This window comes from Pseudomonas sp. B21_DOA (assembly GCA_030544685.1).
GTDB lineage: Bacteria > Pseudomonadota > Gammaproteobacteria > Pseudomonadales > Pseudomonadaceae > Aquipseudomonas > Aquipseudomonas fluorescens_AO.
In genome coordinates, this window is sequence record CP086683.1 from 4222010 (window position 1) to 4234282 (window position 12273).

Annotated in this window: 6 protein-coding genes and 5 pseudogenes; 6 read left to right on the forward strand and 5 right to left on the reverse strand. The window is 59.7% G+C overall.

The window, feature by feature from the left end; translation table 11 throughout:
• Nucleotides 1-109: 109 nt before the first annotated feature.
• The 4 genes and pseudogenes from LJU32_19440 to LJU32_19455 form a co-directional block, all read right to left on the reverse strand.
• Nucleotides 110-1297 carry an aminotransferase class I/II-fold pyridoxal phosphate-dependent enzyme gene (locus tag LJU32_19440; protein WKV87783.1) on the reverse strand — a complete coding sequence of 396 codons (1188 nt, stop codon included), beginning with the start codon at nucleotides 1295-1297 and terminating at the stop codon, nucleotides 110-112.
• Nucleotides 1298-1338: 41 nt separating this feature from the next.
• A pseudogene (locus LJU32_19445) lies at nucleotides 1339-2963 on the reverse strand (methyl-accepting chemotaxis protein).
• Between the two features lie 158 nt (nucleotides 2964-3121).
• Nucleotides 3122-4258 carry a glycerate kinase gene (locus LJU32_19450; protein ID WKV87784.1) on the reverse strand — a complete coding sequence of 379 codons (1137 nt, stop codon included), beginning with the start codon at nucleotides 4256-4258 and terminating at the stop codon, nucleotides 3122-3124.
• Nucleotides 4259-4471: 213 nt separating this feature from the next.
• Nucleotides 4472-5589 (reverse strand): annotated as a pseudogene (locus LJU32_19455) (helix-turn-helix domain-containing protein).
• A gap of 171 nt (nucleotides 5590-5760) precedes the next feature.
• Here LJU32_19455 and LJU32_19460 point away from each other — a divergent pair.
• From LJU32_19460 to rarD, 6 genes and pseudogenes are all read left to right on the forward strand, one after another.
• Nucleotides 5761-7071, forward strand: a complete 1311-nt coding sequence (locus LJU32_19460) for an MFS transporter (protein WKV87785.1) — start codon at nucleotides 5761-5763, stop codon at nucleotides 7069-7071.
• Nucleotides 7072-7185: 114 nt separating this feature from the next.
• A pseudogene (locus tag LJU32_19465) lies at nucleotides 7186-7406 on the forward strand (hypothetical protein).
• Between the two features lie 137 nt (nucleotides 7407-7543).
• Nucleotides 7544-8607 (forward strand): annotated as a pseudogene (locus LJU32_19470) (acyltransferase).
• Nucleotides 8608-8769: 162 nt separating this feature from the next.
• On the forward strand, nucleotides 8770-9492 hold the full coding sequence (locus LJU32_19475) for a hypothetical protein (protein WKV91153.1): 723 nt from the start codon (nucleotides 8770-8772) through the stop codon (nucleotides 9490-9492).
• On the forward strand, nucleotides 9465-9623 hold the full coding sequence (locus LJU32_19480) for a hypothetical protein (protein ID WKV87786.1): 159 nt from the start codon (nucleotides 9465-9467) through the stop codon (nucleotides 9621-9623). Before LJU32_19475 ends, LJU32_19480 begins: the two co-directional genes overlap by 28 nt.
• 164 nt (nucleotides 9624-9787) lie before the next feature.
• Nucleotides 9788-10668: pseudogene (rarD, locus tag LJU32_19485) on the forward strand (EamA family transporter RarD).
• Between the two features lie 179 nt (nucleotides 10669-10847).
• Here the strand turns inward: rarD and hppD are convergent.
• A complete protein-coding gene (gene hppD, locus LJU32_19490; protein WKV87787.1) occupies nucleotides 10848-11924 on the reverse strand; it encodes a 4-hydroxyphenylpyruvate dioxygenase in 1077 nt (358 codons plus the stop codon).
• Between the last annotated feature and the right edge of the window lie 349 nt (nucleotides 11925-12273).

Here is a 12273-nt window from a genome sequence, read left to right on the forward strand (position 1 = left end):
GACGCTCCGCGTCCCTTCCGAAAGCTGGAACGCGGAGCGTCCCTAGAGGCATTCCCACGCGGAGCGTGGGAACGATCAGCAAGGCGCCGGTTCAGGCAACACAAATCCATCAGGCACTGCGCGCCTGCAACAGCTGCACCGCACACAACGCAATCCGCGCGCAGGCATCCGCCAGTTTGACCCGATCCACCACCAGACCGATGCGAATATGCCCCGCCGCGCTCGGCCCGAACGCTTCGCCGGCCAGCACAGAGACGCCATAACGTTCCAGCAAGCGCTCGGCAAACGCCTGAGCGCCAAGGCCAGTCTGGCGCACATCGACCATCACGAACATGCCGCCATCCGGGCAAATCGGCTGCAACCCAGGGCAACCGTACAAACGTTCGCAGACCAGATCGCGGCGCAAGCGATACTCCTCGCGCATCTGCGTGACTTCCGGCAGATCGCTTTGCAGCGCCACTTGTGCGGCCTTCTGTACGAAATCCGGCAGACCGAAGAGCATGCTCAGAGACAGATTCACCAGATGCTCGGCCAAGGGTTTCGGGCCGATCATCCAGCCGATGCGCCAACCGGTCATCGCATGGGATTTCGACAGACTGTTGATCGTCGCGGTGCGCTCGGCCATGCCCGGCAGGCTCGCCGGGCTGATGTGCTCGCCTTCGTATAAAAGCTCGCTGTACACCTCATCGCTGATCAGCCACAGGTCATGGCGAATGCACAGCGCTGCCAGTTCCTGCCAGATCAGCAGCGACAAACTGGCGCCGCTGGGATTGTTCGGGCTGTTGAGCAGCATCGCGCGAGTTCGCGGGGTAATGCGCGAGGCGACATCGGCGGGGTCAACACGAAAACCGTTCTCCGGGCGCACCGGCACGGCAATTACCTTGGCACCGCAAGCGCCAAACACTCCTTCGTAGGTAACGTACATCGGCTCGGCGACGATCACTTCATCGCCCGGATCGAGCAGACACTGCGCCACCGAATACACCGCGCATTGCGCGCCGGGCAGGACAATCACCTGATCAGGATCAACCCGTTGACCACTGCGCTGGCGATGACGCTCGGCAATCAGACTGCGCAGCTCGAACCGCCCACGCACATCGGCGTAATGGGTGTCGCCGGCCAACAGGCTATCGATCGCGCCGTGGACGATCGGCAACGGCGTATCGAAATCCGGATCGCCGACGCTCAACAACAAAACATCGACGCCTTCGGCGCGCAGTTCCAGCGCTCGGTCGTGAATCTGCCAGGCAGCGGCACCCTCCCCGGCGATTCGTTGGGTCAAGGCTGAATAGCGCATGTACGTCTCCTGTTAGCGCGGTTTCCAGCCTTCACCGTATCTCAAATCACGAAACGCGCCACCATGGCGTTCAAATCCACTGCCAGTCGCGACAGTTCGTGGGTCGCGGCGCTGGTCTGGTTGGCGCCGGCGGCCGATTGCGTGGCGAGGTCGCGAATGTTGACCAGGTTGCGATCGACTTCGCGGGAGACTTGCGCCTGCTCTTCCGAAGCGCTGGCGATAACCAGGTTGCGCTCGTTGATCTGGTGAATCGATTGCGTGATCTGCTCCAGCGCCACGCCGGCCGCGCGGGCCATTTCCAATGTGGACTGGGTGCGCTGATTGCTTTGCTGCATCGACGAAACCGCTTCTCCGGTACCGTTCTGGATGCCGGCGACCATTTTTCGATTTCCTGAGTCGACTGCGCGGTGCGATGGGCCAAGGCGCGCACTTCGTCAGCCACCACGGCAAAACCACGGCCAGCCTCGCCGGCACGCGCCGCTTCAATTGCAGCGTTGAGCGCCAAGAGGTTGGTCTGTTCGGCGATGGCCCGAATCACGTCCAGCACCTTGCCAATGTCACGACCTTGCGCGGCGAGGCCTTCAATCATCTGCGCGGTGTTCTGCACGTCGTGAGTCATGGTCTGGATCGCGTCGACGGTTTTCACCACCTGATCGCGACCTTCGCGGGCGGCGTGGGTCGACTGGTTTGACGCTTCGGAAGTCGACACGGCGTTGCGCGCCACCTCTTCCACCGCAGCGGTCATCTCGTTGACGGCGGTGGCGGCCTGTTCGATTTCGTTGTTCTGCTGCTGCAGGCCGCGCGACGCTTCTTCGGTGACGGCGCTGAGTTCTTCGGCAGCGGCGCCCAGTTGCGTGGCGGAACCGGCGATCTGCTCGATGGTTTTGCGCAGGTTGGTCTGCATCGCGGCCAAGGCTTCGAGCAGGCGCGCCGGTTCATCCTTGCCGTCAACTTCGATGGCTTTGCTGAGGTCACCGTCGGCAATGGTTTGCGCAGCGAGCACGGCGCGGTTGAGCGGCGTGACGATGCTGCGGGTCAGCAACCAGGCGAGCAACACGGTGGCCAGTGCCGCAATCACGGCGACGATGATGATCCCGGTGATCGCGCTGTCATAGTTTTCACCGGCCTTGGTGGCCGCCGCTCTGGCCCCGGCCGTATTCATGCCGATCAGCTTGTTGAGCTGCTCGCCCATCTGATCGGTGCCTTCCTTGATGCGCGTGTTGATCAACGCGCGCATCGCTTCCAGATCGCCCTTGCGCGATAGCTCAATCATCTGATTCTGCGCTTGCAGGTAATTATCGAGCGTCGTCGAAAACGTCTGGAAGACCGCGCGCTCTTCAGGGCCTGCCGGCAACGCAGCGTAGCTGGCCTGCGCTTTGCGCACCTTGTCGACCAGCACCGCGATGCGGGTTTCTGCCTCTTGCAGGCTGGCCGGTTCGCGATTGACCAGCACACGGAACGAGAGGATGCGCATGCGCAGGACGTTTTCCGTGACCACACTGAGGTGGGTCACGCTTGGCAATTGGTTGGTGTCCATGTCGATCGACGCCTGACGAATGACCGTCATGCGGCTGACGGCGAACACGCCGAGGACAATCACCAGTAAGGCGATAAAGGCAAAACCGAGGAAAGCACGTGGCGCGATATTCAGGTTACGCAGGGACATGGTCGGACTCTCGAAAGAAAGAAACTACGAGCGTCCATGCCGTGAGCACTGGCCCATAGCGGGCGACAGTCCGGCGGCACTGAATTTTGGTTTTGTGTGCGCCTGACCGTTGTATCGGCCAGGCTTGAGGAAGGTTTCGGGTCGGCGGTAAATATTTTTCAGGCTGAGGCGAGTTGCCAGACCCGAGCAATATCTGTAGCGCGTTCACGCAGCAGGCGCGGGGCTTCGGCGCAGGCCTGTTCCAATGTCATCGGTCCACTGGTCACGGCGAACGCGGCGTCGATGCCGTGTTGGTAGAGTTCCTGATAGCCCTCGCCCAAGGTTCCGGCAATCACGATCACCGGCACGGCGTATCGTTTGGCAATTCGCGCCACCCCGAACGGTGTTTTGCCACGCAGGGTCTGCGCATCGAAGCGGCCCTCTCCGGTGATGACCAGATCCGCATCTTTGACCGCCTCAGCGAGCCCGACCAGTTCCGCCACCACCTCGACGCCCGCCTGAAACTGCGCGCCGAGAAAAGCCTTGGCGGCAAACCCCAGACCACCCGCCGCGCCGCTGCCCGGTTCATCGCGCACGTCTTTGCCCAATGCTTGCGCGCAGAGTTTGGCAAAGTGCCCCAGCGCCTGATCGAGTTGCTCAACCTGCGCGGGCGATGCGCCCTTCTGCGGGCCAAAAATGGCCGAAGCACCATGAGGGCCGCAGAGCGGATTGTTGACGTCGGCGGCGATGTCGAAACGCACATCGGCCAGACGTGGATCAAGTCCACTCAGGTCCAATCGCGCCAGTTGCGCCAAGGCCAGGCCGCCGGGCACCAGCGACTGATTCTGCGCATCCAGCAACTTCACACCCAATGCCTGCATCGTTCCGGCACCGCCATCATTGGTCGCGCTGCCGCCGATCGCCAGGATCACCCGTTGCGCGCCGGCATCCAGCGCTGCACGAATCAACTCACCCGTACCAAACGTGCTGCTGATGCAGGCATCGCGCTGTCCCGGCGGGACCAGTTGCAGACCGCTGGCCTCGGCCATTTCGATGATCGCGGTGTGGTTGTGCGGCAGCCAACCCCAAGCAGCGTCGACCGGCGCGCCCAGTGGACCGCGCACGCGGGTGCGGCGTAACTCACCTTCGCAGGCTGCAAGAATCGACTCGACCGTGCCTTCGCCGCCGTCGGCCATCGGGCATTTGATCAGCGTCGCCTGCGGCCAGACCTGCGCCAGTCCGAGGGCGATGGCTTCGGCAACGCCTTGGGCACTCAGGCTGTCCTTGAACGAGTCGGGGGCGATGACGATCTTCATGGGAATTCTCCGGTTGCAGTGGCATTCATGCTGCCAGCGGCCGTGAGCGTTGACGCCGGTCGGCTGCACAAGTGGCGTCGACGTTTATTGTTCATTTCCACAAAAGACTTGCGTTGGATGTTCCGGCCTCTTCGCGAGCAGGCTCGCTCCCACATTTGAAATCCATGCCACTGTGGGAGCGAGCCTGCTCGCGAAGGGCCCGAAATACACCGATCAATTCGGATCAGTCTGCGGCAACAGCTGCACCCCCAGGTACAACGCCAACATCCCGTCCAGCCTCAACGGATCAACCCCGCTCAACTCGGCAATCCGCTCCATGCGATAACGCAGACTATTGCGATGAATGCCCAACGCCTCGGCACAGGCCTGGCTCTGCCCGTCGTGCTCGCACCAAGTGCGCAGGGTCGCCAGCAACTGGCCGTTGCTGTCCTTGGCGATGACCTTGCGCAGCGGTTTGAGCAACTCGTCCAGCGCATCATCGTTGCGGTGACGCCACAGCATGACCGGCAAGCGATAACGATTGAGCGTCAGCAGTCTCGAATTCGGCAACACGTCACGACCATACGCCAGCAAGTCGCCGACCCGCCGATAACAGCGACGCAACCCGGCGAGCCCTCCGCCTGCCCGCCGACGGCGATGCGCAGAATCTTCCAGCCGAGGCCATCGAGTTTTTCCAGCAGGCGGTCATGCTCCACTTGCTGGCTCGCCGGGCGACACCACAACAGCGAAGACTTCGCCGAACTCACGCACCAACTGTCGGGGTAACGCGAGGTCAGCCACGCACTCAGTGCCTCGACGGTTTGCCCCGGGCCGTGCTCAAGCGCCAGTTCAAACAGATAAGGCACCCGCGTCAGTTGCGGCTTGAGCCCCAACTGTTGCGCCTCATCGACCAGGCGCGGCGAATCCCCCGCCTCGCTCAACAGCAACGCCAGCAGATCATCGCAACGCTGCCGTCGCCACTGTTGCTCGGCCTGCTGATTGCGCTGGCCGACGAGCATTTCCGCGGTCATGCGCACCAGTTCGGCGTAAGTGCGCAGTTGCTCCGGCTCGCCGGTGATGCCGAGTACGCCGATCAAGCGCTGATCGAGCAGCAGCGGCAGATTGATACCCGGCTGCACGCCTTTGAGGTGCACCGCCGTCTGCGCATCGATTTCCACTACGCGCCCGTTGGCCAGCACCAGTTGCGCGCCCTCATGACGGGTGTTGATGCGCTCCGGTTCACCGCTGCCGAGGATCAGGCCCTGACTGTCCATGACGTTGACGTTGTACGGCAAAATGGCCATGGCCCGGTCGACGATGTCTTGGGCAAGATCGTGATCGAGTTCGAACATAGCGGCGGCAATCCTTCATTTCAGGCACTAGCGGTTGTTCAGCCGCACAGGGTCTGGCGGCAAACCCTGTGCTCAGGCACAAAGACAATCCGGCCAAAGGTGGCCGAGACTCTCAGGGCGATCAACGTTACCCTTTGCATCGCAAAAAATCATAATAAAGAGAGAGCCGCTATGTCGCAGAGCGCCGCAGCTACCCAAACCGTCGACGACGGTAAAAACGCCGTCTACAAACGCATCACCCTGCGTTTGATTCCCTTCATTTTCATCTGCTACCTGTTCAACTACCTCGACCGGGTCAACGTCGGCTTCGCCAAACTGCAGATGCTCGATGCCCTGAAATTCAGCGAAACCGTGTACGGCCTCGGCGCCGGGATTTTCTTCATCGGCTACGTGCTGTGCGGTGTGCCGAGCAATCTGGCGCTGACCCGTTTCGGTCCACGCCGCTGGATTGCCTTGATGATGATCACCTGGGGCACGCTGTCGACCTGCCTGTTGTTCGTCACCACCCCGACCGAGTTCTACACCCTGCGCTTTTTCACCGGTGCCGCTGAGGCCGGTTTCTTCCCGGGCGTCGTGCTGTATCTGTCGCAGTGGTTCCCGACCTTCCGCCGTGGCCGGATCATGGCGCTGTTCATGTCGGCAATCCCGGTCTCCGGTCTGCTTGGCAGCCCGTTTTCCGGCTGGATCCTCAACCACTTCGCCGCTGGCCAAGGTGGCCTGGCCGGCTGGCAATGGATGTTTCTGCTGCAAGGCATTCCAACCGTGATCCTCGGTGCGCTGGCGTATTTCCTGTTGAGCGACAGCTTCGCCAATGCCAAATGGCTGACCGCCCACGAACGTTCGGTGCTCGAAGCCGACCACACCGAAGACCTCGCCAACAAACCGAAAACCTCCACCGACTCGCTGCTCGCGGTGTTCAAGAACCCAGCGATCTGGGCGTTCGGCCTGATCTACTTCTGCATTCAAAGCGGCGTTTACGCGATCAACTTCTGGCTGCCGTCAATCATCAAAAACCTCGGCTTCAGCGATAACCTGGTGATCGGCTGGCTGAGTGCGATTCCGTATCTGCTGGCGGCGGTGTTCATGCTGGTGGTCGGGCGCTCGGCGGACTTGCGCAAGGAACGCCGCTGGCACTTGGTGGTGCCGATGCTGATGGGCGCTGTCGGGCTGGTGATCGCGGTGAATTTCGCAGCGAATCCGGCGATTGCGATTCTCGGTCTGACCATCGCGACCATGGGCGCACTGACTGGCCTGCCAATGTTCTGGCCGGTGCCCACGGCGATGCTGAGCGCAGGCGCCGCGGCTGGTGGGCTGGCGTTGATCAACTCGATGGGGCAGATGGCCGGGTTCCTCAGCCCGTATCTGGTGGGCTGGGTCAAGGACAGCACTGGCTCGACCGATGCGGCGTTGTACGTGCTGGCGGCGGTGATTGTTGGCGGGAGTCTGCTGGCGTTGCGGATGACGCGGGCGTTGCGGGCTTGAGCTCGGGTGCATGACCAAAACGGCCCTTACGGGCCGTTTTTTTATTCGGTTTCACTTTGCACGATGATGTTCGGCGAGCAGACCAGTGTCGAAGACTCGCTGCGGATCACCGACCCGCATACTGAACAGCAATGACACGCCTATTCGCTCGCGCAGGCGGTGAAGATCACAGCCGAAGACAAGGCATTTATTGATCGCCGGTGACACCGGGGCATGCCTCGACACCGGGGTTCAACGATGTGAGCCATTTTGTGTCAGGACGCAAACCGATTCAGTCCTGCTTTTTACCCTCTGCGAAAGAGTGGGCCAGTCGAAGCCGATCAGAGCCGTTGTAAGAAAATCTCTATACTTTGCCGTTCTATGGAACCGTGCTTACGCAGCCGCACCTAATGGTCGCTCGCTCGAATAAGTCTGCCAAGGATAGTCAATGTTCAATCGGCCCATCGATTTTGTGCGCAAGCCATTGCGCGCGATGTTTAACGCGTTCGATAACAAGGAGGCATTCGACGCCTCGCGGTCCTTGGGGGCCGCCAGCTGTGAATCGCACAGCGCAGGTCTTCGATACCGGGCCGACATCGATGGCCTGCGGGCTGTCGCTGTGCTGCTCGTGCTGATATTCCACGCAGGGCTGACTTTATTCCCGTCCGGTTTTATCGGCGTGGATATCTTCTTCGTGATCTCCGGTTATCTCACCACCTCTATCATCATGAAGTCGCTGGAGAACGGCACGTTCAGCTTCAAGGGGTTTTACGTCAGGCGCATCTGGCGCTTGCAACCGGCCGTTGTTGCGCTGTTGGTTGTGACCTTGCTGGTTACCACACTGCTTTATCTGCCCGATGACTACGTCGACTTCCTGAAAAGCGAAAAGTACACCTCATTACTGATTTCCAACCAGTATTTTTCCAAGGTGACTTCTGGTTACGCCACGCCCGATGCCGCCAGTCTTCCGCTGTTGCACACCTGGTCGCTGGCGATCGAATGGCAGTGGTACCTGCTGCTACCGTTGGGTATCTGGCTGCTGCATCGCTATGTGGCGAAACGGGCTTTGAGCAGCGCAGTGCTGGGTTTGACCCTTGCAGCCACGGCGATGGCGCTGTACCTGTCGCAGGTCGCTCCCGACCTGAACTATTACTTTTTACCGCGCGCATCTTCGAATTGATGATGGGGTCGTGCGCCGTCATGTTCAGCGCGGACAGGTTTCGCCTGAGTCGTGCCAGCGCTTCGCTCATTTGCGCGGTTGCACTGGTCACGATCGCCTATTGTGCGGTCCAGGACGATATCCTCAGCGGATTCCCCAACTATCATGCGGTCGCGGTATGCGTCGCCACGGCGCTGCTGCTGGTTCGCGGCATAGGTAATGTGAGCATCACCTCGGATGTCCTTGCATTCAAACCGCTGGTGTTCATTGGCACGCTTTCCTACTCGCTGTATCTGTGGCATTGGCCGATTCTGGCGGTGCTGGCCTACCTGGGCGTCGATCTGAGCCCAGCGGTGACAGTCAGCTATTTCGCCGCCACGTTCGCGATGGGCTACCTCTCCTTCTGGCTTATCGAAAACAGGTTTCGCAAGGTTCGGGCCGGATTCGGAAAGACCGTACTGCTGTTGATGCTGCTGCCCGCCATCGGCCTGTCGCTGCTTCACTCCGCCGGCAGGAATCATGACGGATGGCCGAACCGTTTTGGTGAAGATTCGATCGCGATGTTCAGCACTTTAAAGGCGTACGTACCGAGCCATCGTGAGGATTGCCTGGGTAACAGCGAAAAGGTTGATCCTGACTGCGTCCTGGGCGCTCCGCTGGCCGAGTCGCAGGCTTTGCTGATCGGAGATTCCTATTCGAATCACTATTGGGGATTTGTCGAGACGCTGGCCAAGGATGCCGGCCTGTCGGTTCTTGCCCAAGGTTATCCGGCCTGTCTGACCTTGCCCGGCATCTATCTCTACGACTGGTACAAGGCCAAGAACGCGCTTTATGAAAAGTGCCATACGGCTGCCCAACGCTATTACGACCTGATTGCGGACAGCCATTTCCAGTATGTGATCATCGGCCAGTTCTGGGAGGCGTACCTCACCGCGACGATTGTCACCAAGCCTGATGACCCACGCAGCCTGGAACTGACGCAGCAACGACTTGAAGTAGCGGTTCGCCAGGCACTGGACATCATCGTCGACTCGGGTGCCACGCCGATTGTGCTGATGAGTACATTGCCCATGCCCGCCAGAATCAACGAATGCCTGCTCAGACAGGTCAAGTTACGCGGGATGCTCGGCAGCGCTGAACAAAGCCGTTCATGTGCTGCGGTGACATGGTCAGGCCTTGAGGATCCCTTCCTGACAAGACTTTTCGGCGAGCTGCAGGTTGAATATCCACAATTGATCGTCCTTGATCCAAAAAAGTGCAATGCCAGGACGGTACGTGCCTGACCAGCGTCGATGGCGTGCCGGTGTACCGCGACATCGGCCACGTGTCCGATTACGCCTCGTACAAATTCGGTGAGCTGTACCTCGAGCACTTTGGCAATCCATTCAAGAGCAATCCAGGCGGCGACCGCTAACGCCGGTCCATTTGCCATCTATGCTGCAACTGCCAGCATCTTTTGACGAGGTTCGCACGACCGAATGAGCGCGAGATGTTTCGAATAATGAGCATGCGCTCAATATTCAGCACAAAAACCACGTATCCTGCGCGCCCCGTTCACCTTCACGCCGCGAGGGCAGTTTGTCTAAAGGTATCGCTTTATCGGTTTCGGCCTCGGTGCTGTTTGCCGTCATGTATTACTACACGTCGCTGCTGACGCCTCTGAGCGGCGTGGAAATCTTCGGCTGGCGCATGCTCCTGACCGTGCCGTGCATGACCTTGTTCATGCTGGTGTCCGGGGAATGGCGGCGGGTGCTGGAGCTGTTCCGATTGATGGCGGCCAGGCCAAAACTGATCGCCGGGCTGCTGGTTTCGTCCGCCCTGCTCGGCGTACAGCTGTGGCTATTTATGTGGGCGCCGCTCAATGGCTACAGCCTGGATGTGTCGCTGGGCTATTTCCTGTTGCCACTGGCGATGGTGCTGACCGGGCGGATTGCCTACGGCGAGAGCCTGTCTTATCTGCAGAAAATCGCAGTGTTTTTCGCCAGCCTCGGCGTGGTGAACGAGTTGTATCAGGTTGGCGGCTTTTCTTGGGCGACACTGGTGGTCGTGGTCGGTTATCCGCTGTACTTCGTGCTGCGCAAATACCTGAAGACCGACAACCTGGGTGGCCTGTGGGTCGACATGACCCTGATGCTGCCCATCGCCTACTGGCTTGTGCAGGGTGGTGAACAAGGGCTGGCGGTGTTCGATCAATATCCGGGGCTGATGTGGCTGATTCCGCTGCTCGGCCTGATCAGTGCCTCGGCACTGGTGGTGTACATCATCGCCAGCCGCCTGTTGCCGTTCAGTCTGTTTGGTTTGTTGAGTTATGTGGAACCGGTGTTGTTGCTCGCGGTGGCGTTGTTGTTGGGGAAAGCATCAAGCCGGGAGAATGGCTGACCTACATCCCCATCTGGCTGGCGGTGGGGGTGCTGGTTTTCGAGGGCTTCAAGCATTTGACGCGGCAACGCCACTCTTGAATGCAACACAAGACAAATGTGGGAGCGAGCCTGCTCGCGAAGTCGTCAGACCAGTCAACATGACTGTTGAATGAAAGACCGCATTCGCGAGCAGGCTCGCTCCCACAGGTTTTGTATGAAGCAAAAAAATCCCGGCCCTGCATCTCTGCAGGCCGGGATTTTTTTATTTCCGGTGCGAATTACTCGGTGGTCAGCACACCACGACGCACCTGGTCACGCTCGATCGATTCGAACAGCGCCTTGAAGTTGCCTTCGCCGAAACCATCGTCGCCTTTGCGCTGGATGAACTCGAAGAACACCGGGCCCATCAGGGTTTCCGAGAAAATCTGCAGCAGCAGACGCTTGTCGCCCTGCTCCGACGCGCCGTCGAGCAGGATACCCCGCGACTGCAACTGGTCGACCGGCTCGCCGTGATTCGGCAGGCGACCTTCGAGCATTTCGTAGTAGGTGTCCGGTGGAGCGGTCATGAAGCGCATACCGATTTTCTTCAACTGATCCCAAGTTTTGATCAGGTCATCGGTGAGGAACGCAACGTGCTGGATGCCTTCGCCGTTGAACTGCATCAGGAACTCTTCGATCTGCCCGGCGCCCTTGGACGACTCTTCGTTGAGCGGGATGCGGATCATGCCGTCCGGTGCGGTCATGGCTTTGGACGTCAGGCCGGTGTATTCGCCCTTGATGTCGAAGTAACGGATTTCACGGAAGTTGAACAGCTTCTCGTAGAAGTTCGCCCAATAGGCCATGCGACCGCGATACACGTTGTGGGTCAGGTGGTCGATGATCTTCAGGCCGGCGCCGACCGGGTTGCGATCAACGCCTTCGATAAATACGAAGTCGATATCGTAAATCGAGCTGCCTTCGCCGAAACGGTCGATCAGGTACAGCGGCGCGCCGCCAATGCCTTTGATCGCCGGCAGATTCAGCTCCATCGGACCGGTTTCGATGTGGATCGGCTGAGCGCCGAGTTCGAGCGCGCGGGAATAGGCTTTCTGCGAATCCTTGACGCGGAACGCCATGCCGCAAACGGACGGACCGTGTTCGGCAGCGAAGTACGAGGCGACGCTGTTGGGTTCGTTGTTGAGGATCAGGTTGATCGCGCCCTGACGATACAGGTGCACGTTCTTGGAGCGGTGGGTCGCGACCTTGGTGAAGCCCATGATCTCGAAGATCGGTTCCAGGGTGCCGGGAGTCGGCGCTGCGAACTCGATGAACTCAAAGCCCATCAGGCCCATTGGATTTTCGTATAAATCTGCCATGGTGACGCCTCATCATTTCTTATCAATTAACCAGGGTTATTTGTCAGGAAAGTGATGTGCAAGGAGGCGCGCAGGAGATGCCACGCACGCTGCGGGCGAGAAAGTCTCCGTAGATCAGTTGAAACCCGAATATCTTCATTGTCGACCCAAGGCTCTTGCGGGCGAGGCTTCTGCTGCCAGAAGACGATTATTATTGTATGCGTAACCCGATTCTACACAGCGTAACCATGCCTGTCTGCCCTCTGTATAAAATCCCTTTTTGTGCGTACGGCACAAGAGCCATCTGCCATCTATTATCCCTCTGGCTCGATTGTTTACCGAGGGCCCGATTCCGACGCCACAGGATGTA

What these genes read in the sequence shown, in the direction of transcription:
- hppD (WKV87787.1), bottom strand. Translation starts at nt 11,924, where the DNA reads ATGGCAGATTTATACGAAAATCCAATGGGCCTGATGGGCTTTGAGTTC.
- LJU32_19450 (WKV87784.1), bottom strand. Translation starts at nt 4,258, where the DNA reads ATGAAGATCGTCATCGCCCCCGACTCGTTCAAGGACAGCCTGAGTGCC.
- LJU32_19440 (WKV87783.1), bottom strand. Translation starts at nt 1,297, where the DNA reads ATGCGCTATTCAGCCTTGACCCAACGAATCGCCGGGGAGGGTGCCGCT.
- LJU32_19460 (WKV87785.1), top strand. Translation starts at nt 5,761, where the DNA reads ATGTCGCAGAGCGCCGCAGCTACCCAAACCGTCGACGACGGTAAAAAC.
- LJU32_19475 (WKV91153.1), top strand. Translation starts at nt 8,770, where the DNA reads ATGTTCAGCACTTTAAAGGCGTACGTACCGAGCCATCGTGAGGATTGC.